Source organism: Paenibacillus cineris, assembly GCF_018333335.1.
GTDB lineage: Bacteria > Bacillota > Bacilli > Paenibacillales > Paenibacillaceae > Paenibacillus_AQ > Paenibacillus_AQ favisporus.
Window position 1 is genome coordinate 1,613,420 of record NZ_BORU01000001.1, and the last position, 26,557, is coordinate 1,639,976.

Annotated in this window: 27 protein-coding genes; 26 read left to right on the forward strand and 1 reads right to left on the reverse strand. The window is 52.7% G+C overall.

The annotated features are described in order from the left end of the window. Positions 1 to 154: 154 nt before the first annotated feature. The 25 genes from yfmF (at position 155) to KI379_RS07955 (ending at position 24,574) form a co-directional block, all read left to right on the forward strand. Positions 155 to 1,435 carry an EF-P 5-aminopentanol modification-associated protein YfmF gene (gene yfmF / locus KI379_RS07835; RefSeq protein ID WP_076168004.1) on the forward strand — a complete coding sequence of 427 codons (1,281 nt, stop codon included), beginning with the start codon at positions 155 to 157 and terminating at the stop codon, positions 1,433 to 1,435. A 3-nt stretch (positions 1,436 to 1,438) separates the two neighbouring features. Next, the gene (gene yfmH / locus KI379_RS07840) at positions 1,439 to 2,719 is read left to right on the forward strand and encodes an EF-P 5-aminopentanol modification-associated protein YfmH (RefSeq protein ID WP_076168001.1); all 1,281 of its coding nucleotides are present in this window, start codon (positions 1,439 to 1,441) and stop codon (positions 2,717 to 2,719) included. Continuing rightward, positions 2,719 to 3,492, forward strand: a complete 774-nt coding sequence (gene ymfI, locus KI379_RS07845; protein ID WP_076167998.1) for an elongation factor P 5-aminopentanone reductase — start codon at positions 2,719 to 2,721, stop codon at positions 3,490 to 3,492. Before yfmH ends, ymfI begins: the two co-directional genes overlap by 1 nt. Positions 3,493 to 3,595: 103 nt before the next feature. Next, a complete protein-coding gene (locus KI379_RS07850; RefSeq protein WP_076167995.1) occupies positions 3,596 to 3,850 on the forward strand; it encodes a DUF3243 domain-containing protein in 255 nt (84 codons plus the stop codon). Positions 3,851 to 4,039: 189 nt separating this feature from the next. Beyond that, positions 4,040 to 4,807 carry a DUF3388 domain-containing protein gene (locus tag KI379_RS07855; RefSeq protein WP_076169541.1) on the forward strand — a complete coding sequence of 256 codons (768 nt, stop codon included), beginning with the start codon at positions 4,040 to 4,042 and terminating at the stop codon, positions 4,805 to 4,807. Positions 4,808 to 4,832: 25 nt separating this feature from the next. Beyond that, a complete protein-coding gene (locus KI379_RS07860) occupies positions 4,833 to 5,939 on the forward strand; it encodes a RodZ domain-containing protein (protein ID WP_076167993.1) in 1,107 nt (368 codons plus the stop codon). Between the two features lie 100 nt (positions 5,940 to 6,039). Then, a complete protein-coding gene (locus tag KI379_RS07865) occupies positions 6,040 to 6,210 on the forward strand; it encodes a hypothetical protein (protein ID WP_163872676.1) in 171 nt (56 codons plus the stop codon). Between the two features lie 240 nt (positions 6,211 to 6,450). Continuing rightward, a complete protein-coding gene (locus KI379_RS07870; RefSeq protein WP_076169539.1) occupies positions 6,451 to 6,942 on the forward strand; it encodes a YajQ family cyclic di-GMP-binding protein in 492 nt (163 codons plus the stop codon). Between the two features lie 255 nt (positions 6,943 to 7,197). After that, positions 7,198 to 7,785, forward strand: coding sequence for a CDP-diacylglycerol--glycerol-3-phosphate 3-phosphatidyltransferase (pgsA, locus tag KI379_RS07875; RefSeq protein ID WP_076167990.1), 588 nt, complete (start codon positions 7,198 to 7,200; stop codon positions 7,783 to 7,785). A gap of 128 nt (positions 7,786 to 7,913) precedes the next feature. Then, positions 7,914 to 9,200, forward strand: a complete 1,287-nt coding sequence (locus tag KI379_RS07880; protein WP_212983229.1) for a competence/damage-inducible protein A — start codon at positions 7,914 to 7,916, stop codon at positions 9,198 to 9,200. Positions 9,201 to 9,535: 335 nt separating this feature from the next. Further along, positions 9,536 to 10,597, forward strand: coding sequence for a recombinase RecA (gene recA / locus KI379_RS07885; RefSeq protein ID WP_145021827.1), 1,062 nt, complete (start codon positions 9,536 to 9,538; stop codon positions 10,595 to 10,597). Between the two features lie 157 nt (positions 10,598 to 10,754). Next, positions 10,755 to 11,513 carry a regulatory protein RecX gene (locus KI379_RS07890; protein ID WP_212983230.1) on the forward strand — a complete coding sequence of 253 codons (759 nt, stop codon included), beginning with the start codon at positions 10,755 to 10,757 and terminating at the stop codon, positions 11,511 to 11,513. 326 nt (positions 11,514 to 11,839) lie between these two features. Then, positions 11,840 to 13,381, forward strand: a complete 1,542-nt coding sequence (gene rny, locus KI379_RS07895) for a ribonuclease Y (protein WP_076167981.1) — start codon at positions 11,840 to 11,842, stop codon at positions 13,379 to 13,381. A gap of 70 nt (positions 13,382 to 13,451) precedes the next feature. Then, complete coding sequence (locus KI379_RS07900; RefSeq protein ID WP_212984638.1) at positions 13,452 to 14,246, forward strand: TIGR00282 family metallophosphoesterase; 795 nt, start codon at positions 13,452 to 13,454, stop codon at positions 14,244 to 14,246. A 131-nt stretch (positions 14,247 to 14,377) separates the two neighbouring features. Beyond that, positions 14,378 to 14,638: a stage V sporulation protein S gene (locus KI379_RS07905; RefSeq protein WP_006286829.1), complete on the forward strand. Its 261-nt coding sequence runs from the start codon at positions 14,378 to 14,380 to the stop codon at positions 14,636 to 14,638. 162 nt (positions 14,639 to 14,800) lie between these two features. Further along, on the forward strand, positions 14,801 to 15,796 hold the full coding sequence (locus KI379_RS07910) for a dipeptidase (RefSeq protein ID WP_212983231.1): 996 nt from the start codon (positions 14,801 to 14,803) through the stop codon (positions 15,794 to 15,796). Positions 15,797 to 15,981: 185 nt separating this feature from the next. Further along, positions 15,982 to 16,554: a phosphate propanoyltransferase gene (pduL, locus tag KI379_RS07915; protein ID WP_076167976.1), complete on the forward strand. Its 573-nt coding sequence runs from the start codon at positions 15,982 to 15,984 to the stop codon at positions 16,552 to 16,554. Positions 16,555 to 16,785: 231 nt separating this feature from the next. Further along, a complete protein-coding gene (miaB, locus tag KI379_RS07920) occupies positions 16,786 to 18,348 on the forward strand; it encodes a tRNA (N6-isopentenyl adenosine(37)-C2)-methylthiotransferase MiaB (protein ID WP_212983232.1) in 1,563 nt (520 codons plus the stop codon). 32 nt (positions 18,349 to 18,380) lie between these two features. Further along, a complete protein-coding gene (locus KI379_RS07925; RefSeq protein ID WP_076167971.1) occupies positions 18,381 to 18,824 on the forward strand; it encodes a RicAFT regulatory complex protein RicA family protein in 444 nt (147 codons plus the stop codon). A 313-nt stretch (positions 18,825 to 19,137) separates the two neighbouring features. Further along, on the forward strand, positions 19,138 to 19,536 hold the full coding sequence (locus KI379_RS07930) for a PaaI family thioesterase (RefSeq protein WP_212983233.1): 399 nt from the start codon (positions 19,138 to 19,140) through the stop codon (positions 19,534 to 19,536). Between the two features lie 196 nt (positions 19,537 to 19,732). After that, complete coding sequence (locus tag KI379_RS07935; RefSeq protein WP_076169533.1) at positions 19,733 to 20,485, forward strand: NUDIX hydrolase; 753 nt, start codon at positions 19,733 to 19,735, stop codon at positions 20,483 to 20,485. A gap of 14 nt (positions 20,486 to 20,499) precedes the next feature. Continuing rightward, positions 20,500 to 21,048, forward strand: coding sequence for a cysteine hydrolase family protein (locus KI379_RS07940; protein ID WP_212983234.1), 549 nt, complete (start codon positions 20,500 to 20,502; stop codon positions 21,046 to 21,048). Between the two features lie 65 nt (positions 21,049 to 21,113). Continuing rightward, on the forward strand, positions 21,114 to 22,565 hold the full coding sequence (locus tag KI379_RS07945) for a nicotinate phosphoribosyltransferase (protein ID WP_089546578.1): 1,452 nt from the start codon (positions 21,114 to 21,116) through the stop codon (positions 22,563 to 22,565). A 389-nt stretch (positions 22,566 to 22,954) separates the two neighbouring features. Further along, positions 22,955 to 23,965, forward strand: a complete 1,011-nt coding sequence (locus KI379_RS07950; RefSeq protein WP_212983235.1) for an acrylyl-CoA reductase family protein — start codon at positions 22,955 to 22,957, stop codon at positions 23,963 to 23,965. A 99-nt stretch (positions 23,966 to 24,064) separates the two neighbouring features. Continuing rightward, a complete protein-coding gene (locus KI379_RS07955) occupies positions 24,065 to 24,574 on the forward strand; it encodes a hypothetical protein (protein ID WP_076167956.1) in 510 nt (169 codons plus the stop codon). A gap of 78 nt (positions 24,575 to 24,652) precedes the next feature. On the opposite strand, the gene KI379_RS07960 is transcribed toward KI379_RS07955, so the two are convergent. Next, complete coding sequence (locus KI379_RS07960; protein WP_145156782.1) at positions 24,653 to 25,174, reverse strand: MogA/MoaB family molybdenum cofactor biosynthesis protein; 522 nt, start codon at positions 25,172 to 25,174, stop codon at positions 24,653 to 24,655. A 203-nt stretch (positions 25,175 to 25,377) separates the two neighbouring features. Between KI379_RS07960 and KI379_RS07965 the strand changes: the two genes are divergently transcribed. Further along, a complete protein-coding gene (locus KI379_RS07965; protein ID WP_212983236.1) occupies positions 25,378 to 26,487 on the forward strand; it encodes a CobW family GTP-binding protein in 1,110 nt (369 codons plus the stop codon). The last annotated feature ends 70 nt before the right edge of the window (positions 26,488 to 26,557 follow it).

Sequence of the window (26,557 nt, forward strand, 5' to 3'; positions counted from 1 at the left end):
AACTTCGTTCGTTCCCCGAAGCAGATTGCGCATGAGGGAAAACAGCAACCGGAGGGTTTGTCTTCGGTTGCTTCTTCACTTTCCAATGGTATAGAATGGAACTTAATCAAAAGCGTGACGCTTTATAAATTCATGGCTAAAGGAGTTTTGGACCTTGAATACAACTGCTTTTCAACATGGAAACGCCAAGCGGATCCGGATTCACGTTCTGCCGACGAAACGCTTTAAGACGTTTGCAATATCGCTCTACGCAGGCATCCCGCTTGCAGAGGACACCGTAACGCCTACGGCCTTGACTCCTTTTGTACTCCGCCGGGGTACCGTTACATATCCGGAGACCCGCCAGTTCCGCGAGCAGCTGGAGCAAATGTACGGGGCCGGCTTCGGTTTTGATGTGTATAAAAGAGGCAACTACCAGATGGTGCACTTCCGGATGGACACAATTAACGATTCGTTCGTAAAGAGCCAGGAGAGCCTGCTCGCATCCTCATTTGCTTTTCTCGGCGAAGTGGTGACGCGTCCCGTTTTGGAGGGAGGCCGTTTCCGCAGTTCTTACGTTCAGGCGGAGAAGGAGAACGTCCGCAAGAAGCTGGAATCCATCGTCAACGATAAGATCCGCTACGCCTCCGAGCGCTGCATCGAAGAGATGTGCCGCAACGAGCCTTACCGTCTTCACGCGCTCGGACAGCGTCAGGACCTGGAGAAAATTACGCCGGAGAGCCTGCACGACGGGTACCGCAAATGGCTGAGCGAAGCCAGCATGGACCTGTATGTGGTCGGGGACACGACGCTCGAGGAAGTGGAGAAGCTCGTCAACGCGCACTTTGATCTCGGTTCTGAACCGGGTATTACGTACAAGACCGAAACGCCGGTGCGCCAGTCGGGCGAGCCTCGTACCGTAGTGGAGAAAATGGAAGTGAGCCAGGGCAAGCTGAATCTGGGGCTGCGCACCTCCATCACTTATGGGGATGATCATTATGCGGCAGCGTTAATGTACAACGGCATTTTGGGCGGATACCCGCATTCCAAGCTGTTCATGAACGTAAGGGAAAAAGCGAGCCTCGCCTACTACTGCTCTTCCCGCTATGACGGGCACAAGGGAATTGGAACGATCCAGTCCGGCATTGAAGTGCAGAACTACGAAAAAGCGCTCGATATTATCAAGGGCCAGCTCGAGGAAATGCGCTCCGGGCGCATTACCGATCTGGAGATGTCGCAGACGAAGGCGATGATCCGGAATCTGCTTCTTGAAATTGAGGATTCGGCTTTTGAAATGATCGCTTACGACTTCAACCGTCAATTCTCCGGCAAAGACCGGTCAAGAGAAGAGCTGCTGCAGCAGGTGGAAGATATTCAAGTCGCGGATGTTCAGGCGGCCGCGTCGACTTTTGATTTGGATACGATTTATTTTCTGAAGGGTCAGAAGGAGGAATAGCCGGTGGAAAAACTTCAGTACGACAATTTGCAGGAGACTCTCTATTATGAAGTGATGGATAACGGCCTTCACGTCTACGTGCTTCCGAAGCCGGGTTTCCAGAAAACTTATGCGACGTTTGCCACTAAATACGGTTCTGTCGACAACCACTTCCGGGTGGAGGGGCAGGACGAAATTTCGGTTCCGGACGGGATCGCCCATTTCCTGGAGCATAAAATGTTCGAGGAGCCGGAAGGCGACATTTTCGCCACATTCGCCTCCCACGGCGCATCCGCCAACGCATTTACGAGCTTCGACCAGACCGTGTACCTGTTTTCAGCAACCGAGCACATTCCCGAGAATCTGGAGACGCTCGTGAACTTTGTGCAAAATCCTTATTTCACCGACCAGAACGTCGACAAGGAAAAGGGGATTATCGGGCAGGAAATCAACATGTACCAGGATAACGCCGACTGGCGCGTCTATTTTGGCCTGATCGAAGCGATGTATAAAATCCATCCGGTGCACATCGATATTGCCGGTACGGTGGAATCCATCAGCACGATTACGAAGGAGACGCTGTACACCTGCTATAACGCCTTTTATCATCCGAGCAACATGCTGCTGTTCGTCGTCGGCGGAGTAAAGCCGGAAGAAGTGTTCGACCTCGTCCGCGCCAACCAGGCGAAGAAAGATTATCCGCCTCAAGGCAAAATCGAGCGTATCTTTGAGCCGGAGACGGTCGGTGTTGCGGAAAAACGCCGGGTTAACAAGCTGCAGGTGTCCATGCCGAAATGCCTGTTCGGGTTTAAGGAAAAAGAAGTGGGGCTGACCGGCAAGGAGCTGCTGAAGCGCGACCTGACAACAAAGCTCATGCTTGATTTGCTGTTCGGGTCAAGTACGGAGCTGTACCAAAAGCTGTACGACGAGGACCTGATCTCCGACAGCTTCTCGCATGAATACAGCAGTTCTCCGCAGTATGCCTTTTCGGCCGCGGGCGGAGACACTCGTGATCCCGACCAGCTTCTTGCCCGGATCCGCGAAGAGGTCGACGGCATTCTGGCATCCGGCTTCAAGGAAGAAGATTTCGAGCGCGCCCGCAAGAAAAAAATCGGCGGATACCTGCGCATGCTGAATTCTCCGGAAAATATCGCGCATGAATTCACCCGCTACCAGTTCCGCGGCGGCGACTTCTTCAGCGTGATTCAGCTGTATGAGTCCATTACGCTCAGCGATGTGAACAACCGCCTGAAAGAGCATGTGGATTGGGAACAGCTGGCGGTATCGGTCGTGGTGAATCCTTAATGCAGCATAGGGGAGAGGAGAGCCTGCACAAGCCGATCGGAGAGACGACGGTGCTCGTCACCGGGGCGAGCCGCGGCATCGGTGCCGCCATCGCCGAGCGTTTTGCAGCGGTAGGGATGAACGTGGTAATCCACTACGGGTCATCGCACGAAGCCGCCAATGACGTGGCCCGGCGCTGCATGCAGTCCGGAGCCAGGGTCATGACGGTCTCCGCCGATTTGCGGGATAAAGACCAGATTTTGCGCATGCGCGACAAGCTGGATACCCACGGTTTGCTGCCGGACATTTTGGTGAACAATGCGGGCGTCTCTCACTACGGCCTTCTTTCGGACGTGACCGAGGAAGAATGGGACGAAGTGATGTCCGTTAATTTAAAAGGCATGTTTCTGTGTACACAAGCTTTTATGCCCTACATGATTTCCCAGCGGAGCGGCCGCATTATCAACATATCCTCCGTCTGGGGGATTTCGGGCGCTTCCTGCGAAGTGCTGTATTCGACCACCAAAGGCGGTATTAACGCTTTTACCAAAGCGCTTGCCAAAGAACTTGGCCCTTCTGGCGTCACGGTGAACGCGGTAGCTCCGGGCGCGGTGGATACCGAAATGCTGAACCATTTGGACGACGAGGAAAAACGGATGCTCGAGGATGAAATTCCGGCCGGACGGCTGGCCAGACCCGACGAAATTTCGTCCCTCGTTTATTTTCTCGCGCTGCCCGAATCCGGCTACATCAACGGTCAGGTAATAAGCCCCAACGGTGGATGGATTACCTGAGCCGCCAGGACGGTCTTCCCTGCATAGGCGCGCCCCAAACAGGTTATATTACAACTGTTGATTTCAAATCTCATGCGCCACAGCAAAGGGAGGACTTATCAATATGTCAACAGTAGTAAAGAACTTTGATGCCTGGAAAAAGTTTCTTGGGGAACGCGTCGCACAAGCCGAAAAAATGGGGATGAGCGAAGACACCATCGCCAAGCTGGCTTACGAGATCGGTGATTTTCTCGATGAGAAAGTCGATCCGGCCAACGCTTCCAACCGTGCGCTGAAGGAGCTGTGGGAAGTGGGCAACCGTGAAGAGCGCCAGACGATTGCCCGGCTGATGGTTAAATTAGCCAAGAAAAACGCTTAACATTAGGAAAAAGCCCCCATTTGGGGGCTTTTCTCTAATGTTTACAGAGTTGACCTTGTTTTTCATATGTATTTTATATATCATTAACGTGACCCATGAAATAAAGGCGATTTTTTGGAAGCCTCACCCGAAAGGGCTGCAGGTTTATTTTATTGGAAAACATGGGAAAAGGTCAGATGGGGTGTCGAAGTGGAAGCGAAACAATGGTACATGGAGTATAAGATACATAAGAACCGTCCGGGTCTGCTCGGGGATATTGCATCCCTGCTCGGTATGCTGGAGGTTAACATATTGACAATTAACGGGGTTGAAGGCAAAACGCGGGGAATGCTGCTGGAAACCAATGATGACGAGAAGATCCAATTGATGGGTGCCATGCTGAAAAAGGTCGACAGCATAACGGTCTCCGCGCTGCGGACGCCGAAGCTTGTCGATATTTTGGCTGTGCGCCACGGCCGGTACATCGACCGCGATTCCGATGACCGGAAAACTTTCCGTTTTACGCGTGACGAACTTGGGTTACTGGTTGACTTTTTGGGTGAAATATTTAAGAAGGAAGGAAATCAGGTGATCGGCCTTCGCGGGATGCCCCGCGTAGGCAAAACCGAGTCCATCATCGCGGGGAGCGTGTGCGCCATGAAGCGCTGGACGTTCGTATCCTCGACACTGCTGCGGCAGACGGTCCGAAGCCAGCTCTCTGAAGACGAAATGAACCGGAACAACGTGTTTATTATCGACGGAATCGTCAGCACGATCCGTTCCAACGAACGCCACTACAACCTGCTGCAGGATATCATGAACATGCCGAGCACGAAAGTGATCGAGCATCCCGATGTATTCGTGCAGGAGTCCGAGTATACGTACGATCATTTCGATATTATTATCGAGCTGCGCAACAATCCGAATGAAGAAATTATTTATGACACTTTCACAAGCACATACAACGACGATCTGTAAGTAATTTGATGAGGAGGTGATGGTGTTGTCTGAACTGGGTCAACAGTTAAGAGAAGCCAGACTGCAGAAGGGCATGAGCCTGGACGACGTGCAGGAAATGACAAAAATCCGCAAAAGATACTTGGAAGCCATCGAAGCAGGGGACTACAAGGTGCTCCCCGGCAGTTTTTATGTGAGGGCTTTTATTAAAACATATGCCGAAACCGTGGGACTCGATCCGGACGTTCTGCTCGAAGGCCACAAGAAGGAAGCTCCTCCGGAGCCGGAAGCGACGATGGAGCCGGTCATTCAGAAGCGGTCCAGCAGCCGCTCCTCGTCGCCTGAACGAAACGTGAAGTGGCTGTCGACCGTGCTGATGTGGACGTTCCCGATTCTGATCATTGTCGTTATTTATTTGTATGCGAACAACGCAAGTTCGCCAAAGAAAGACAACAGCATCGATTCGTCCAAGGTTACGGAGCAGCAGGATCCGGCAACGGCGCAAAATCAGGATCCGCCCGCAACAACAACTACGCCGCCGGACAATGCCACCAATCCGGGGGATGACGGCAGCAAGGACAATTCCGGAAATTCGGACACCACAACGACGGATAACACAAACACGGACAGCGGAAATACCGGGGGCAAGGACACAACCACACCGCCGGATCAAAATGGCACGGACCCTTCAGGCACCGGAACAGATCCTTCGGGAACCGGTACGGACTCGACGGATACGACGAACCAAGGCAATCAAGGCGTAACCGTAGCTCCGGACGGCAAGAGGGGCAAAACGACGATCTTCAAGGTTGCAGCAGCCCAGGGAACACCGGTTCAGGTGGAAATCAAAGCGACGGGCGAGAGCTGGCTTGAAGTGTACAAAGGCGAAAATTCGTCCGGCGAGAAGCTTTCTTTCGGTAAAACGAAGGAGGGGGATACCCTGACGTTTACGCTCGATTCTTCCGGCATGTACATTAAATCGGGATATTCTCCTGCAACGACGATTACGGTAGCAGGGCAGACGGTGGAGGACGGCAAATCGACTTCGCGCATTCTGCTGAAGCTGGACGATTCCGGTACGGGCGGTACGACAACCGGTAATGATTCGTCGACCGGGGATTCCTCCGATCAATCGGATAACAGCAACGGCTAAACGGCGGGACAGGCTCGGCTGAATAATGCCATACACTCCAGGGGACAATAGTTCTAGCTTTAAGTCCTTCTTATTCCGGATAGAAATGAGGTGTATGGTTATGACTGTCAGCTGGATCACCACGATTGTGGGGATTATCGTCAGCCTGCTCGGTTATTACCTCACTCCCAGCGCTTGGGGGTACGGTATTCTTGGATTTGGACTGGCATGGATCGTATTGGGCATTTTGGATATGTTCCGCCAGCCAACCCGTGACCGCAGCCGATCGTAAAATAAGAACAAGGCATTCCCGGGGACCCATGAGCCGGCGAATGTCTTTTTTTTGAAGTCCGTGTTCATTGCTTGTAAGCTTCCGCTAATCGCGTCCTGTCTTCTGCCTAAGCCCTGCCTAAGCAGTACCGAACGCCGTGAGATAATATCTGTGAACGGTAGGAACGCTGTTTAGGATTAGACTTGTCCCGGTTAATTTCATATAATATGACATGAAAAGGAACTGAAAGGGCGTGTAATGATGAGTTCGGAAAATTCGTTTGACATTGTTTCCAAATTGGACTTCCAGGAAATGATCAACGCGATCAATCAAACGGAGCGTGAAATCGAAACCCGTTTTGATTTTAAAGGGAGCAAGAGCAGCCTGAAGCTGGAGAAGGAGACGCTGGTCATTACCTCCGATGACGAGTATAAGCTCAATGCGGTGATTGACATTTTGCAGTCCAAAATGATCAAGCGCGGTTTGTCGCTCAAAAACGTGGACTACGGCAAGGTCGAGCCAGCTTCGATGGGAACCGTCCGCCAGCGGATCACCCTGAAGCAGGGAATCGATCAGGACAACGCCAAGAAAATCAACGTGCTGATCCGGGACTCCAAGCTGAAGGTTAAAAGCCAAATCCAAGGCGATCAGATCCGGGTGACCGGGAAGAGCAAAAATGATCTGCAGGCGGTCATGCAGCTGCTCCGCAAGGCGGATCTGCCGTTGGACCTGCAGTTTACCAATCTGAAGTAATGCGGGCGTATACCGCACGGCAAACGGGCGGGAAGAGGAGCTTACTTCTCTTTTGACAGTGTATAAATTGATATATTATACTGTAACTTGTCCCGCTGTCTTGGCGGGGTTGCCGGCCTGGCGCAAGCTGTGCCTGCTGCCCCCAAGTAGAGGATTCATACATAATGGATGGTCTGGGTGCATTATTATTCATTTTCGGCCTGCCGTGCATGTGAATGTCGTTTCTTAGTTTGATTTATCCGGGGAGGGTTTACAGTGAATCTGCCCAACCGTATTACCATTTCAAGAATCTGTTTGATTCCGGTCATGATGGTGTTTCTTCTGGTCGACTTCAAGTTCTATCCGGAACCGATTACCTGGAATTCATTCGAGCTGCCGTACAATCAGCTGATCGCTGTAATTATTTTTATTCTGGCAGCAAGCACAGACGGTATAGACGGTTATTTGGCGCGCAAAAACAACTTGGTTACAAATCTCGGAAAACTGCTGGACCCGCTGGCCGACAAGCTGCTTATTACAGCGGTGCTGGTTTCGCTCGTCGAAATGGGGAAGTGCGACTCCTGGATCGCTGTCGTTATTATCAGCCGCGAGTTTGCCGTTACCGGCCTGCGCCAGATTGCGCTGCTTGACGGGGCTGTCGTGGCGGCCAGCAAGTGGGGAAAAGTGAAAACAGTCATTCAGATTGTCGCCATCGTGGCGATTCTGATCAACAACTTCCCGTTCGAGATGATCGGCCTGCCGTTCGACGATATTGCCATCTGGGCAGCGGCTTTGATCACGATATACTCGGGGATCGATTATTTTGTCAAAAATAAAAAACTGCTTCAGCTTTCCAATGTGTAAGGCAATAGGGATATCCTATTGCTTTTTCTTTCCACCAAACGCTGTGATACGGATAGGCTAAAAACGTGTAAAGTGTTCAATATAGGTATATCCATTCTACTTTACGATAACAGGGAGGCCAATCAAGGATGAAAGCAGAAATCATTGCAGTCGGTACGGAGCTGCTGCTTGGACAAATCGTGAATACCAACGCGCAGTACTTGTCGCAGGAGCTTGCGGCAATGGGAATAGACGTCTATTACCAGACGGTCGTCGGCGATAACGCCTCGCGGCTTCAGGGCGCCATTGAGCTTGCTTCGCAGCGCGCGGATATCCTGATCCTGACCGGAGGCATCGGCCCGACCCAGGACGACCTGACCAAGGATGCCCTGGCCGCGCATGTCGGCCGCTCCCTGCACATTGACCGGCTGGCGATGGATCAAATCGAAAGATTCTTCGCAGGGCGGGGGATCAACATGACGGAGAACAACCGCCGTCAAGCGCTCGTCATCGACGGCAGCACGCCGCTGCCGAATGAAACAGGATTGGCCGTCGGCCTCGCGCTTGCCCAGGAGGATAACTTCTACATCGTTCTGCCGGGTCCTCCAAAAGAGATGAAGCCGATGTTCGACCAGCAGGCGAAGCCGTGGCTCCTTCAGCATGCCCTGACCGACGAAATGCCGATTTACTCCAAAATGCTCAAGTTTGCCGGCATCGGCGAATCGCTGCTGGAGGATCGGCTTCTGGACCTGATCGACGGACAGACCGATCCGACGATCGCTCCTTATGCGAAGGAGGGTGAAGTGACCGTACGCATCTCCACCAAAGCGCCTACAGAGCAGGAAGCGATGGAGAAACTGAATGCGATGCAGGGACAAATTCAAAGCCGGCTCGCAGACCATATGTACGCCAGCATGGACGTGCCGATCGAACGGATCATCGTTGACATGATGGCGGACCGCGGGATTACGCTGAGCGCCGCTGAGAGCTGCACAGGAGGCATGCTGATGGAGAGCATCACGTCCATTCCGGGCAGCGCCACAATGTTCGTGGGAGGGATCGTCTGCTACTCCAACGAGATGAAGGAGAAGCTGCTGCATGTCCCGCATGCGCTGCTGGAGGGAGACGACGCACCGGGAGCAGTGAGCGCCGAAGTGGCTGAGGTGCTTGCCGAGAACGTGCGGATGATCACGGACAGCGACTTCGGCTTATCCGTCACGGGTGTCGCGGGGCCGGGGTATTCCGAACGCAAACCGGTCGGCCTCGTGTACGTCGGGATCGCCCAGCGCGGGCAGAAGACTGAAGTGTTTGAGCTGAAGCTGAACGGCAACCGCGAAACGATCCGGGTCCGCTCGGTCAAAACGCTGCTGTACCGGTTGTGGCAAAGACTGGTATCTGCCGATCCGGCCACCGGGGAGTCCAAGGATCAGGTTTGAAGTTGTGCAGCCGCCAGCCAGGCGCTATAATATAACCATACGGAAGAACCGTGCAAAAATAAGTTTGCCGCGGTTCTTTTTCTTATGGTTGGAGTAGGGGTGGAAGCCTGTTCCAGTTCGGACTCTAGCATCCGATCATCATAGAAGAACAAGCGCTCACAGGAGCGCCCCCATATTTGGCGGGTTTTCCTTGCGGCGGTTGGTTTAAGGTACGGCGGCATGATGATGAGAGGAGAATGCCCGGCAAAAAAACGAATGTATGTTCGAAAAAATGCTTGGCAAACGTTCCAAAACAAGGTATCATAATAGTATAAACGGTGAAGGATGTGAGTTTATTGTCAGATCGTCGTGCTGCGCTTGAAATGGCGCTTCGTCAAATAGAGAAACAATTCGGTAAAGGTTCGATCATGAAACTCGGTGAGTCGACACATATGCAGGTGGAAGTTGTTCCCAGCGGCTCCCTGGCTCTAGATATAGCACTTGGTATTGGCGGACTTCCAAGAGGCCGCGTGGTTGAAGTATACGGACCGGAATCTTCCGGTAAGACGACGGTGGCCCTACATGCCATCGCTGAAGTACAGAAAGTCGGTGGACAAGCTGCTTTCATCGATGCGGAGCATGCGCTTGATCCGTCGTATGCCAACAAGCTTGGCGTCAACATTGACGAGCTGCTGCTGTCTCAGCCGGACACCGGTGAGCAGGCGTTGGAAATTGCGGAAGCCCTCGTACGCAGCGGCGCCGTTGATATTATCGTCGTGGACTCGGTTGCCGCGCTCGTACCGAAAGCGGAAATCGAAGGCGAAATGGGTGATTCCCACGTAGGTCTGCAGGCTCGTCTGATGTCCCAGGCACTGCGTAAGCTGTCCGGTGCGATTGCGAAGTCGAAGACGATCGCGATCTTTATCAACCAGCTTCGTGAGAAAGTCGGCGTCATGTTCGGGAATCCGGAGACGACTCCGGGTGGCCGTGCCCTGAAGTTCTATTCTTCCGTTCGTCTGGATGTACGCCGTATTGAGAGCATCAAGATGGGCAATGATGTCGTGGGTAACCGGACGCGGATTAAGGTCGTCAAGAACAAGGTGGCTCCTCCGTTCAAGCAGGCGGAGATCGACATCATGTACGGCGAAGGCATTTCCAAGGAAGGCAGCATTATCGATATCGGTACGGAATTGGATATCGTCAATAAGAGCGGTGCCTGGTACTCCTATGAAGGCGAGCGCCTGGGTCAGGGCCGCGAGAATGCGAAGCAGTTCCTGAAAGAAAATCAGCCTATTTCGGAAGCGATCGAGAACAAGATCCGTGAGGCAAGCAATTTGACGACGACGGTGAGCGCGCCGACCGCAGAGGAAGCAGCGGCCGAGGAACGCGAAGAACAGGAATTGTTAGAGCTGGAATAGGGTTATCGTTTGAAATCGTATTCCGTGAATGAATTGAGACTATAATGAGGACGCTCGGTGATAACCTGTCACTGGGCGTCTTTTCTCATATAGAGTACGTTAAGAATGCGGTTCAGTTATACGACTTACATTGAACACGTGATGGGATGTGAGAGAGATGCGAAAAGGAAATAGCCATGAACATCAGGAAGGGCAAGGGATTCATGAAGAGCAGGGAATTCATGAAGGACTGGCTGGGTTCCCGGACGATGAAACCCTTTGGATCACGGAAGTAGAGCGTCTGGCCAAGCCGAGAGGGCGTTATTTAATATCGTTCGGACCCTACACCCTTTCCGTCCACGAAGACGTCCTCGTGAAGTACCGGATGGTCAAGGGGAACGCCTTTACGAAGCAGGAGCTGGAGGAAATCGTCGTAGCGGACGAGCGGCAGCAGGCTTATGTCGAAGGCTTAAAGGCGCTGGAGCGGAAGCCGCGGACACGCAAGGAAATTGAAATGAAACTGCGGCAGAAAGGCATCGAAACGGGATCGATTGAGTATGCGCTGAACCGGCTGGTGGAAGAAAGGCTGGTGGACGACGAAAGCTATGCCAGGCAGTGGGCGCAGCAGCGAATCAGGAACCACCGCAAAGGCAAGGCCTGGATCAGGCAGGAGCTTCAGCAGAAAGGCGTCGATAAGTCGATTATATCCGAGGCGCTGGCTGAAGTCAGTTCCGATCAGGAATTTGAGGCAGCCCTGGCAGCCGGCCGAAAGAAATGGAACCAGACGAAGGGCGAAGCCGCCGATCGCAAGCGCAAAACGGGGGCTTATTTGATGAGGCGGGGATACTCCGGAGAGCTGGTCCGAAAGGTCATAAATCAGCTGCTCAAGGAGGACGCTTATCCCGAGGATGAAGAGGAATATTTTTCATTCGACTGAGGAAGAAGTTGACACAATATGAAATGCCCTCTCTTGACAATATCTTTTCACAAATACTAAAATGAAGATGAATCTATTCCTGTAAAAAGATCTTTTTTCCTTCCAAAAAAAGGTTTTTTAATGAAAGATTCTAATTTCTCTCCAATTCATATGAACTACCCCCGCCTTATCCCGCCTCTAGGGTAGCACGGGTTTTGTACAACCTTCCCATGGGGAAGTTGTGCAGATGGAAAATGATTGAAGTACGTATGATGAATTGAAATGAATGGACAACTGTAGAAGATCCCAAGGAATACCTTGGAGGAACCAACGAGGAGGTGAACTGAATGCCTATATGGCTATGGGTCGTTCTCGTTGTTGCCGCATTGTTCTTGGGGTTCGTGATTGGATATTTTATTCGCAAATCTCTTGCAGAGGCTAAAATTTCTAGTGCTGAAGAAGCTGCTGTACAGATCGTGGAAAACGCGCGTAAGGAAGCAGAAGCACTGAAGAAGGAAACGGTACTGGAGGCTAAAGACGAAGTACACAGAATCCGGACCGAAGCTGAAAAAGACACTCGTGAGCGTCGAAATGAAATTCAACGGCAGGAAAGACGATTGTTGCAAAAAGAAGAGTCGCTGGATAAAAAAATTGAATCGCTTGAACGTAAAGAAGAGCAAGTGGCCAACAAGGAGAAACGCATCGAAGAAACTCAACAGCAGATCGATTTGATTTACAAAAGCCAGGTCACGGAGCTGGAACGCATTTCCAGTTTGACCATGGAAGACGCACGAAGCATTATTTTGAGCAATGTAGAGCAGGAAGTTCGCCATGAAACCGCTCAAATGATTAAAGATATTGAGCAGCAGGCGAAAGAAGAAGCTGACAAGAAATCCCGTGAAATCGTAACGCTCGCCATCCAGCGCTGCGCTGCAGATCATGTGGCGGAGACCACCGTATCTGTGGTGACGCTGCCGAATGAGGAGATGAAGGGACGGATTATCGGGCGTGAAGGCCGGAACATCCGTGCACTGGAAACTCTGACCGGTATTGACCTCATTATTGATGATACGCCTGAAGCTGTAATTTTGTCGGGATTTGATCCGATCCGCCGGGAAATTGCCCGGACCGCTTTGGAGAAATTGGTAGCAGACGGACGCATTCATCCCGCTCGGATTGAAGAGATGGTGGAGAAATCCCGTAAAGAGGTTGATGAGCGGATTCGCGAGTATGGCGAACAAGCGACATTCGAAGTGGGTGTACATGGTTTGCATCCGGATCTGATCAAAATTTTGGGACGGCTCAAATTCCGCACCAGTTATGGTCAGAACGTGCTGAAGCATTCCATGGAAGTGGCTTATCTGTCCGGTCTGATGGCCGGAGAGCTCGGCGAGGATATCGTATTGGCCAAGCGTGCAGGCTTGCTGCACGACATCGGTAAAGCGCTGGATCATGAAGTGGAAGGCTCACATGTTGAAATCGGCGTGGAGCTGGCCAAGAAATACAAAGAACATCCGGTGGTTATCAACAGTATCGCATCCCACCATGGCGATGTAGAGGCAACTTCGGTCATCGCGATGCTGGTTGGCGCAGCCGACGCTTTGTCAGCTGCAAGACCGGGAGCGCGCCGCGAAACACTCGAAACGTATATCAAGCGTTTGGAGAAGCTGGAGGAAATCTCCGAATCGTTCGAAGGCGTCGAGAAATCGTTCGCGATTCAGGCAGGACGCGAGGTCCGCGTCATGGTACAGCCTGAGAAGATCGATGATGCCGAAGCATTCCGCCTGGCTCGGGATATTACGAAGACGATTGAGAATGAACTGGACTATCCGGGGCATATCAAAGTGACGGTCATCCGCGAGACTCGCGCGGTTGAATACGCCAAATAATGTAAATGATGAAAAGTGGCCGCTTTGGGGGCCACTTTTCATATTTGTTCATCTTAAGGAGGAGACCAACATTAACGTATTATTTATTGGAGATATCGTGGGCAGTGTAGGCAGAAAGGCGCTTAAAGCGACACTGCCGTCGTTAAAAACGAAGTATAACCCTCATATCATCATTGCGAACGGCGAAAATGCCGCTTCCGGCAGAGGGATCACGCAGTCGATTGCCAAAGACTTTTTCGATTGGGGTGTCCATGGGATTACGCTGGGCAACCATACGTGGGATAACAAGGAGATTTTTGACTTTATCGACGACGAGCCGCGTATGGTAAGACCGGCTAATTTTCCGCCGGGGACGCCGGGATTGGGACATACGATCATTAAAGCCAACGGCAAAGAACTGGCCATCGTGAATTTGCAGGGACGTACGTTTCTGCCGGCCATTGACTGCCCGTTTCGGGCCAGCGATGAGATTATCGACCAGCTCCGTAAGAAGCACAAGCATATTCTTGTTGATTTTCATGCCGAAGCCACATCCGAGAAAATCGCCATGGGCTGGCATCTGGACGGCCGTGCTTCGATCGTCGTAGGAACACATACCCACGTGCAGAGCAATGATGATACTATTTTACCGAACGGAACGGCCTATCTCACGGATGCCGGCATGGTCGGTCCTAGAGAAGGCATTTTAGGCATGGAACGCGATGCGGTACTCCGCAAATTCAAAACACAGCTGCCGGTCCGGTTCCAGGTCGACAACGGAAAATGGCACTTCCACGGCGTATTTGTCCAGCTGGACGATGCAACCGGCAAGGCGCTGAAAATGGAAAAAATTCGGATTCTCGAGGACGATTGGATCATGGATTGACCGAGTTTTCCTCTGAGACTATTGGCGGATTTATGGCTGAAAAATTGTCAGAAAGAAGGAATTATTTCCGGACTCCCGAATAACATCTAGTATGTGGAAGCTTATCATCATTCCCAGGGGAGGTACTTACCATGGAAGTATTAAAAGTTTCAGCAAAGTCCAATCCAAATTCTGTTGCCGGTGCTCTGGCAGGCGTGCTTCGTGAACGCGGGGCGGCTGAACTGCAAGCCATCGGAGCAGGCGCACTCAATCAAGCGATTAAAGCGGTAGCCATTGCCCGGGGATTTGTAGCACCCAGCGGAGTAGACTTGATTTGTATTCCAGCCTTTACGGATATCGTTATTGACGGGGAAGACCGAACGGCGATCAAGCTGATCGTAGAGCCCAGATAAGGGAAATGGCAGGATATGCCATCATTTGATGAAACCTGTTTATTGATATAAGCTGAATGAAGCCGGATTAGAGGTGCTCGGTGAGTACCCGGACTTTGATTCAGTTTATATGGGATAGACAGGTTTTTTTGCTTGCGTACCGCGGAAAGGAGAGGCATAAGCATGACAATTCCGGTGGTGGATTATCATTGTGATGTATTAAGTAAAATGGTGAAGGATAAAAGCATCTCCTTTGCGGACGATCCGATGCTGGATGTGACTTACAAGCGTCTGCAGGAAGGAGGAGTGGCGCTGCAAACCTTCGCTATCTTTTTGTCCGAGGAACGGGGGATTCCCCGCTTTGAGCATATATTGGATCAGATTGACGTGTTTACCTCCCGTGTCGTTCCCGTGCAGGAAGGCGTCCGGTGGATGAAATGGAGAGAAGACGCAGCCTCGCTGGAGCATGCCGTAAAGGCGGCGGAGCAGCACCCGCCTCAAAGCCACGCCCTTCAGCCGTGGGGGCTTCTGTCCGTGGAGGGCGTCGACGGATTCGAGGGAAACTTGTTTTATGTCAAAGTGTGCTATGATCTGGGCGTGAGGTTCCTTGGGATTACGTGGAACCATGCGAACTGGGCCGCCGACGGCGTGATGGAGAAGCGCAAGGGAGGCTTTACCGAAAAAGGGAAACAGCTCATTGAGCTGTGCAACGAAACCGGTTTGCTGCTGGACGTATCCCATTTATCGGAGGCCGGGTTTTGGGAGCTGGCCGAACGATCGAAACGGCCGTTTATCGCTTCCCACTCCAATGCAAAGATGGTGTGCCCGCATCCCCGTAATTTGAACGATGAGCAGATTCGGGCGATCGCCGCGATGGACGGGCGCATTGGAATTACGTTTGTGCCGTATTTTGTAAAAGAAGGTCCAGGGCCGGTCGTTCCTGCAGATGTTCTTCCCCATATTGAGCGGATGTGCGAGCAGGGAGCGGGGAACATGCTCATGTTCGGCTCCGATTTTGACGGGATCGAAACATGGATTCAGGATCTGGAGCATCCCGGACGCTATCCGGCGTTTATCGATCTGCTGCTTGCCCGCTATCCGGAGGATCTGGTCAAAGGATGGATGTCGGGCAATGCGCTCTCTTTTCTGAGCAGGCATCTTCCGGCTAAACCGGTTTGATTCGGGTGGAATTAAACCATGTTTTGGCAATACGGAGCAGACATTTTGACAATCTTGTAGCAGAATGGCAGGAAATGCATGAAAGTTGGAATGAAAGCGGTCACGTCTTTTTCTTTTTTGGGTAAAAGGATGTATAATGAGTCTGGCCTGTACAGAACATAGAGAAAATTTAAGGAGTGATCCACGTGAGTAAAACTGTACCTGTAGGCGTGTCCGCACGACATATCCATCTTACCCAAGAACATATTGAAGCTTTGTTTGGTCAAGGCTATCAGCTGACCGAATTTAAACCGCTATCCCAACCCGGACAATTCGCCGCCAATGAAACGGTGGCCGTTATCGGTCCGAAGGGTCAATTTGATAAGGTTAGAATTTTAGGGCCTGCCCGTTCGGCAAGCCAGCTGGAAATTTCCCGTACGGATTCTTTCGCCATCGGCGTAAAAGCTCCTGTCCGTGAGTCCGGAAATATTGAAGGAACCCCAGGCATCAAGGTAAAAGGTCCGCAAGGTGAGATCGAACTGGAGAAGGGCGTGATCGTTGCTGCTCGTCATATCCATTTTCACACGAGCGACGCGGAAGGCTGGGGCATTGCCGATAAGCAGCATCTGAAAGTGCGCATCGGCGGCGAGCGCGGACTGGTGTTTGAAAACGTCATTGCGCGCGTATCCGATTCGTTTGCGCTCGACATGCATATCGACACGGACGAGGCCAACGCAGCTGGCGCCAAAACCGGAGATACGGCTGAAATCATTGACTAACAACGACTGACCAGGCCGGCAGGCCTGTAGAACGGGGGAGCGATCCTCCGTTTTTTTGTTGTTCAATCAGTGGTGTGATGCACGTAAGATGTCTTTCGATGCAACGATTCGGCTATGCTTATACATAGATGGAAGTCCCGGCAATCAGTAGATATGCCATTAGGTTCATGCTATAATTTATTAGAATGTCGTTTAACAGGGGATCCCTGGATTAAAGGAGTGGTCAACAGCATGGCGAAGGAAACGAAGGATTACTCCAAATATTTTGATTTCTCCGATGCCAAAGTTCTGTCAGAGGACGAATTCGGAAAGAAGATCCGGATCAAGGGCCGTGAGATTCATATTATTTCGGAGCCTAACCATAGACAAAGCAAGAAACGGCGCAAGGAAGACGTTCAAGTGCTGTATGAGAACGCGGTGCCGGAAGAGCTTCAAGGGATTGGAGCAGGCAAGCATTATATCGTATACACGTTCGGCTGCCAGATGAACGAGCATGACTCCGAGACGATCAAGGGCATGCTGGAGATGATGGGCTACACCGCTACCGAAGACCGCAAGGAAGCTGACATCATTCTGCTGAACACATGCGCCATCCGTGAGAATGCAGAGGACAAAGTGTTCGGCGAGCTCGGCCATCTCAAGCACCTGAAGACGGGGAAGCCCGATATGCTGCTTGGCGTTTGCGGCTGTATGTCTCAGGAAGAAGGCGTCGTCAACCGGATTATGCAGAAGCATGGCTTCGTGGACATGATCTTCGGTACGCACAATATTCACCGGCTGCCGATGCTCATCAAGGAAGCGCTGTTCAGCAAAGAGATGGTCGTGGAAGTGTGGTCCAAGGAAGGCGACATCATTGAGAACCTGCCGAAGAAGCGTGAAGGACTGCGGGCGTGGGTCAACATTATGTACGGCTGCGACAAGTTCTGTACATACTGCATCGTTCCGTTTACCCGGGGGAAAGAGCGCTCCCGCCGGCCGGAAGACGTGATCGCCGAGGTTCGTGATTTGGCGCGCCAGGGCTTCAAGGAGGTTACCCTTCTCGGCCAGAACGTGAACGCTTACGGAAAGGATTTTGACGATATCCGGTACACGTTTGCCGACCTGATGGACGATATCCGCAAAATCGATATCCCGCGCGTCCGGTTTACAACATCGCATCCGCGCGACTTCGACGATCATCTGGTGGAGGTCCTCGGCAAAGGGGGCAACCTCGTTGAGCATATCCATTTGCCGGTGCAGTCGGGCAACAACGAAATTCTCAAAATCATGGGCCGGAAGTACACCCGCGAAATTTACCTGGAGCTGGTTCGCAAGCTGAAGGAAACCGTGCCAGGATTGGTGCTGACGACCGACATCATCGTCGGCTTCCCGGGCGAAACCGAAGAGCAGTTTGAGGATACGCTGAGCCTGGTGCGCGAAGTCGGCTTTGACTCGGCGTACACCTTTATTTATTCCCCTCGGGAAGGTACGCCGGCGGCCGTCATGGAAGACAATGTGTCCATGGAAGTGAAGAGCGAGCGGCTGCAGCGCCTGAACCGGACGATTGAGGAGTACAGCCGCAAGAGCCACGAAAATCTTCGCGGGCAGATCGTCGAGGTGCTGGTGGAAGGCGAGAGCAAAAACAACGCCTCCATCCTGGCAGGAAGAACGCGCACCAGCAAGCTTGTCCATTTTGAAGGCAGCAAGGAATTGATCGGCAGCTTCGTAAACGTCAAAATTACGGATGCGATGACTTGGTACATCAAAGGCGAAGTCGTGGATGTACCACAGGCCGAAGCAGCGATAACTCAGTAAATTCCATAACAGAATAGGGGTATTGAACCGAGATGGAGAAGGGTCATATCAATAAATACGGCATGATGTCCTATGATACGAAGGATCTTGTGATCCGCGACGATATTATGTCCAAGGCCAAGGAATTGGCCGAACTGATTTCCGGAAGTGAAGAAGTGCAGCAATTCCAGAAGGCGGAGGAGAAAATCCGCAATCATGAGCGCGTACAAAGCCTTATTGCCACAATCAAGAAGAAGCAGAAAGAGATCGTGGCCTTCGAATCCTTCCAAAATCAGGAAATGGTTGCCAAAATCGAGAAAGAAATCGAAGCGCTGCAGGATGAGATCGATGCGATTCCTCTCGTGAACGAATTTCAGCAAAGCCAAAGCGATATTAACTATTTGCTGCAGCTGGTCATTTCCGTCATCCATGATACGGTATCGGAAAAGGTCAACGTGGAAGCGGGAACGGAAGCGCCTCCTTCCAGCTGCGGCTAACCTTTACAAGGCTGCGGACGAGACGTCCGCGCCTTTTTTTCAAATGCAGATCGCATGGCTTTCGTGGTTTCGCTGAGTACCAGAATAACATCGGAGCGAAGGCCCCACGCCGCTGTGGGGTTATTTTTCGTCATCGGGAAACGAGGGGAATCAAGCCAGTCGGTAGGCTATCCAGCCGACTTGTGGGATAGAGCAGACGAATTTGGTTAAACATGAACGTAAACAGTTATCGCTGAAAACATAGAAACGAAGGCTCCTCCGGCAAAGGATGCTGGGGGAAGTACGCGAAAATGACAGCATGGGGGAGACGACAATGAACGCATTGGAACAAATGGTGGCCCGGGGACAGGATTCCTTCTGGGCGTATCTCGGCTGCGAGCTGGTATCCGCAAGTAAGGAAGAAGTGGTCATTGCGCTCGATGCCAAGCAGCACCACACCAATTCCATGGGCATCATCCATGGGGGCGTGCTGACATCCTTGATGGACCAGGCGATGGGGATGGTAGCAACGGCGGCTAAAAATATCGACAGCTGCGTTACCACCGACATTAACGTACACTTTATGAATGCGATGGTTCCCGGAAGGCTGACGGTCACGGCCAAGGTGCTTCACGAAGCGGGCCGGTCTCTCGTCACCGAAGCAAAAATTAACGACAGTGAAGGCACTTTGGCTTGTATGGCGACGGCTACGTTTCGGGTAGTAAACCGCTAGTAGCGATTTAAGGGGGATCCTTGCTTTCTTGTGCAGGACCAAACAAACAGAACGCGGCTTACACAACATAGACAGAATGACTTGACTTTTTTTATCTATAGTTCATAATGAAAGTATCAAAAAGATGTTATGTGGTGATAAGATGACAGATAATGAGAAAGCAAGCGGCAGACCGAAAGAGAAGACCGCCGAGGAGATGGGGTACTCCCCGAAGAAGTACCGCACGCCTGACGGTGTTCCCGCGGACATTGTGATGTTTACGCTGACCAAGCGCGAGCGCAAGACCGTGACCAAAACGCTGCCGATCCGGGAGCTCAAGGTCATGCTGATCCGCCGGAAGTCGTGGCCGTTCGCAGGGATGTGGGCGCTGCCCGGAGGATTCTGCCAGGAAAGCGAATCGATTTACGACGCGGCGAAGCGTGAGCTCAAGGAAGAAACCGGCGTCGACGGCGGACACCTCGAGTATTTAGGCGTATACAGCAAGCCGGGAAGAGACCCGCGCGGCTGGATTATCAGCAACGCTTTCTTCGCCCTGGTGGAAGAATGGATGCTGGAGAGCAGACAGGCGGCGGACGATGCCGGCGAGGTTGGCCTGTTCGGCATCGATGAGGTGCTGAACGAGCTGGAGCTGGCCTTTGACCACCGGGAAATCATCCAGGATGCGTACCACCGGATTCAGCAGCAGATGCTGCATTCCACGATTGCGCGCCAATTTTTGCCCGAGCAGTTTACGTTAAGCGAGCTGTACCAGGTCATCCAGACCGTCGTTCCGGAATTCAGCGAGCCGAATTTTATCCGTAAAATTACGTCTACGCGCAGCCGGCAGGGGATCCTCGAAGAAGTACGCGACGAGAACGGAAAGCCGCTGAGCTCCAACCAGTATTCCCAGCGACCGGCACAGCTGTACCGGTTCACCGATTACGTGCCGCTGCTGTCCATTTATACCTAAGGGAGTGAAGGTAGATGAAAGCACTGATCGTTATCGATTTTACGAATGATTTTGTCGACGGAAGCCTGCCAGTAGGCCAGCCTGCGGTAGATATCGCGCCGGCGGTAGCCGCCATCACTAAAGACTTCATCGATCGCGGCGACTGGGTCGTCATGGCTGTGGATCTGCATGAGAAGGACGATCCTCATCATCCGGAGACGAAGCTGTTTCCTCCCCACAACCTTCGCGGCACGCGGGGAAGAGAACTGTACGGCCCGCTGGAGAAGGTATACAACGACCATCGCGATGCGATTTACTGGATGGACAAAACGCGGTACAGCGCTTTTTGCGGAACGGATCTCGAACTCAAATTGAGGGAGCGCGGCATCACCGAAGTGCATCTGATCGGGGTATGTACCGATATTTGCGTGCTGCACACCGCTGTAGAGGCGTACAATAAGGGCTTCGGCATTACGGTGTACGAAGACGCTGTAGCCAGCTTCAACCCGGATGGGCATACGTGGGCATTGCAGCATTTTAAAAACAGTTTGGGTGCGCAGGTTGTCAAAGGAGCAGAGCAGTAAAGACGATGGCCCGGGACACCGGGCCTGCCTGATATGACAGGCGTATCAGCAAGGAGGAACTCGGGATGCAGACGATGGGTCTGGCCTTACACACGGATAAATACCAAATCAACATGATGTACGCGCATTGGGTGAATGGCTCGCATCGGCAAAAAGCGGTGTTCGAGGCGTACTTCCGCAAGCTTCCCTTCGGAAACGGGTATGCGGTTTTTGCCGGCCTGGAGCGTATCGTGCATTACATAGCCAATCTCCGGTTTACCGATGAGGATATTAAGTATTTATCCGAGCAGGAAGAGAATTACGATTCGGCGTTTTTGGAGGAATTAAAGCAGTTCCGGTTTTGCGGCACACTGCACTCGATGAAGGAAGGCGCGCTCGTCTTTCCGAACGAACCGTTGGTCCGCGTGGAAGGCACCATTATGGAAGCCCAGCTGGTGGAAACGGCGCTGCTCAATTTCATGAACTTCCAGACGCTGATTGCCACGAAGGCGTCACGGATTAAGCAGGTCGCCGGCGACGATATTTTGCTCGAATTCGGCACGCGCCGTGCGCAGGAAGCCGATGCGGCGGTATGGGGGGCACGGGCCGCTTATGTGGCCGGTTTTCACGCAACCTCCAATATGCTCGCTGGAGAGAAGTTCGGCATCCCGACAAAAGGAACGCACGCCCATTCATGGGTGCAGACCTTCGAAAGCGAACAGGCAGCGTTCGACGTCTATGCCAAGGTTATGCCGGATCAAGTGACGCTCCTCGTGGACACGTACGACACGCTCAAGAGCGGTGTGCCGCATGCGATCGAAACGGCCAAGAAGCTGGAGGCAATGGGCAAGAAGATGAACGCCATCCGCCTGGACAGCGGTGACTTGGCGTACCTGTCGATCAAAGCGCGCGAGATGCTCGATCTGGCTGGATTGAACTATGTGAAGATCGTGGCCTCCAATGACCTCGACGAGAACACCATTTTTAACCTGAAGGCGCAGGGGGCGCGGATCGATACGTGGGGCGTAGGCACCCAGCTGATCACGGCAGCCGACCAACCGGCGTTGGGCGGTGTATATAAGCTGGTGGAGCGCGAGATTAAAGGCGAGATGGTTCCGACGATCAAAATATCGGGCAATCCCGAAAAAGTATCGACGCCGGGCAAAAAGGACGTCTACCGGATCGTGGACCGGGTCAGCGGGAAAGCAACGGCGGATTACATCGCCTTCCCTGGCGAGGAGAAGCCGCATGACGGCCTCCGTCTGAAGCTGTTTAATCCGCAGCATCCGTACTTGCAGAAATACGTAAAAAACTATGATGCCATTGAAATGCTCACACCGGTTTTCGAGAACGGCCTGCTGGTGTACAAACTGCCATCGCTGGATGAAATCCGGGAATACCACCGGGAGCAGATGGATTTATTTTGGCCGGAATACTTACGCAAGCTGAACCCGGAAATTTACCGCATCAATATCAGCGAGAAAGTATGGGACTTGAAGCAAAAGATGGTGGCCGAATATATGCAGCAGGATGAGTAGCTGCGGAACGAGCCGATGAGGGGGGACCAAGGGTCGCCCCTTTTTTTATATATTAGACTGTATTAGTATCTGGAGACCGTCAGTCTTACCGCTTAACCAATAATAATATCGAGACGGGTTCTTCTCGTGCGGAAATTTAAGGTGGGAAGCAGGGCATTATTTCTCGGGAAAGCGCACAATCAGGCATACTCCGATGCACTTCCCGATTATTCGACAGTTGTCAATCACGCGATAGGTTGATGACTGGCTTGACCATGCCAAGCTCCCAACATTTCATGCCATGAACTATTTGATACTGGGAGGACAGAGCATCGGGTTGCGTCCTTGTATTTTGAAAGGGGCTCTGCTGAGAGGTATAATATGGACGATCTTAAGGAGGGACGACGCATATGGAAAAGTTTCAGGCTTTTATGGTCCGAAAAGACGAGAATGGCGGATTCCGGAGCGGGATCGAAACGCTGACCGAGGGCCAGCTGCCGCCGGGGGATGTAACGATCCGTGTTCATTATTCGGGGGTGAATTACAAGGACGGATTGGCAAACTTGCCTGATGGGAAGGTCGTTTCCAGGTATCCGATGGTGCCGGGGATTGATCTGGCTGGCGAAGTCACGCATTCGGAGCACCCGGCGTTTAAGCCTGGGGACCAGGTGCTGTGCACGGGGTACGGTGTAGGGACCGACCACTTTGGAGGATTCAGCGAATACGCCCGTCTTAAAGGTGATTGGCTCGTACACCTTCCGGAGGGACTCAGCATGCGTGAGGTTATGGGAATCGGGACGGCCGGGTTTACCGCCGCCTTATCGGTGGACGCGTTGATCCGGAGCGGCCTCACGCCGGACAGCGGGGAGGTGCTGGTGACCGGAGCGACGGGCGGTGTCGGCAGCTTTGCCGTCAGCATATTGTCGCGGCTCGGATATCAAGTGACTGCCAGCACAGGCAAGCTGGAAGCCCAGAAGGAATGGCTCACCGGGCTCGGAGCGAGCGCTGTAGTCGGGAGGGAAGAGATTTCCGCCCCGGTTCAAGGCGTGCTGTCCAAGAGCCGCTGGGCCGGCGTGGTCGACCCTGTCGGGGGTCCACAGCTGGGGACGCTGCTGAAAAGCGTGAAATACGGCGGCGGCATCGCCCTTTCCGGATTGACCGGAGGAACGGCGTTCGACAGTACGGTTCATCCTTTTATCCTGCGCGGTATCAACCTGTTCGGGATCGATTCCGTCTTCTGTCCGATGGAAACCCGGAGCCGGGTCTGGAAGCTGCTCGGATCGGCGTGGAAGCCGGAGACGGCTTTGTCCCAGGGATTAACCGAATGCGGATTGCGCGACCTTCCGGACGTCCTGGAGGCTATTCTGCGCGGGAAAGCTGTGGGGCGGACGCTGCTCCGCTTGGAATCTTTGTCCGAGTGAACCGTGCTGCATAAACCGTATGCTTTGATGGCATTCTAACCCTATATCAGCTTAGTGCCGCTACAATCGGCAACAGGAATCTGGAAGGGATGAACCATCATGAAGAAACGGGTAGCGGGAGTTCTGGCCGGTGTGCTGGTTACAGCCGCCATGGCCGGATGCGATTCGCATGAAGTCGTCAAAAAAGAGACCAAACTATATAATATGCAGTCTTATTCGGAGGGAAACCTTCGGGCGCAATCCCAAGGCAAAGGGCTGAACGGCAAGTTTCTGAAGGAGATGCAAATTCAGTTCGGGCATGAAGGGGTCCCTCTGACCCATGAGATGTACGCGGAGGACGGAAGAGGCAATATCAGTTATATGTACATGATCGCCGGCAATCCGCTGCAGTATATTACGCTGCATGTCTTTTCAAACGAAGCGGAGCGGATCGAGCGGATTCATAACTGGTACGGTGACCAAAAATTGATCGATACGCCGCGGTCCCGGACGGTCATCTATAACTATTCTACCGCTTCGCTGATTTACACGTCCTCCGGCAAAGAGAAGGGCAAATACGACCCGGAAGTGAAAAAGGTGTTTAATTCCTTGATCGAGCGGATGAAATAATTCAGGGAAAAAAACGAAATGCCGGCTCATCCGCGATGAGTCCGGCATTTTTGTGTTTGCGTTTCGTTTACCCGCAGTCTATTCCTTCTTGTAAATTTCCCGCATGACATGCCGGAGCTCCGGCACGATGATCTTTTCCAACGCCAGCTTGACGGCCCCTCTGGACCCCGGCATGGAAAAGACGGCGGTCTTACCGACCGTACCGGCGATGGCCCGGCTCAGAATCGCTGCCGCCCCGATATCCTCCGTATAACTCAGGTACCGGAATATTTCTCCAAAGCCGGGCATTTCCTTGTCCAGCAGGGAAGAGACCGCCTCGTACGTCGTGTCTCTCGGCGAAATGCCGGTTCCCCCGGTGAGCAGCAGAGCCTCGACATCCGGCCGCGCTGACGCTGCGTGCACCAGCTCGCGGATTCCCTCGTAATCGTCGGCCACGATAGTATAATCGGCAATCCGGTAGCCCGCTTTCTCCAGCAGGGAGATCATCAGCTGCCCGCCGGTATCGGTTTCTTTGGTACGGGTATCCGAGACGGTCACGACCATGCAGGACACGGTCGCGGGTGCCTGGCTTCGATGCTCGTCCACTGACTTCATGTTCATACGTTATCAACTCCTACGATCTTTTCTCGCTATTTCACTAGGATAGTCTTTTCCAGAATGCCTTGCAAGCTGAAGGTGACAACGGCAGTGACTGAGCAGTGGTAAGCTGCAGGGGAGGGGGAAACGGAGTGCCTTGCAGCAGTGCTGGGTGCTGTAGTACACTGTGCTAGTCATGCAAGGAAGGATAACGGAGGAGATATCATATGAGCCAAACGACGCCAATTTACATATTGTCCGGATTTCTCGGTAGCGGAAAAACGACATTACTGCAGCAGCTGATAGACCATTGGCAAGGCGAGGGATTGCTGCCGGCCGTCATCATGAACGAGGTCGGTGACGTGAACCTCGACGGGCTGCAGGTGCAGGAGCAGGTCCCGATGACGGAAATGCTGAGCGGCTGCATCTGCTGCTCGATCCGCGGTGACTTAAGCGGGGAAATCGCGGGTCTGATCCAGCGCGAGGCACCGGATGTCATCGTGGTCGAAGCGACGGGCATCGCCAATCCGATGGAAATTTTGGAGGGGGTGTCCGAGGCAGCTCTCTATTTGCCGATTGACCTGAGGGGCATCATGACGGTCGTGGACTCCGCTCACTTGCTGGAGCTTTACAACGTTCAGAAGGGCAAAACCTACCGGCTCATGCAGGAACAGATCCGCTGTGCATCGGCATTGATCCTAAACAAAATGGACAGGGTCACAGAAGAGGAGGAAGGCCTGCTGCAGAGCATTGTTGAACGGTGGAACGGATACGCTGGGGTGTGGAAGGCGGTTCGGTGCCGGGTGGACATCCCGGCGCTGCTTGATACTCTGGGAGGAGTCAAGGCAGACTGGACTCGCGCGGCGGACAATGAGAGCAAGCAGGCTTCGGAAGAGCTCTTCCCGCAAAATGGCCGGGAGCAGAACGCCGAACCGCACGGTGAATCGGCTTCGGATCATGGCGGGGAATCGCAACCTTTGCACCACCCGCGTCATGCCCATAAATCGCACCACCATGAATCACATGCCCATGAATCGCATGATCATGTTATGGTTTACACCCATTATTTTAAAGGTCCCGTTGAGAGCATGGCCTTTGAACGGTTGATCGCCAATCTTCCGCGGGACGTGTACCGGGCCAAAGGTGTGCTGACCTTCAGCGATACGGCCAGCCGCTTCCTATTCCAATATGCCTTCCGGGAGTCCGATTTTATGAAAATCACCCCGCAGGGAAATGTTCCGGATGTTGCGGTTTTCATCGGTGAGCACTTTTCGCGGAGTGAGCTCGAACAGGCTCTGCTCAGCCTCGAACAAGGCGGGCTGCGGGAGACAGACTGAATTTTCCTGGTTAAACCGCCTCCCAAACGGTTAATAGATGTGCAGAGCAATCAATCACGGGAGGTAGATC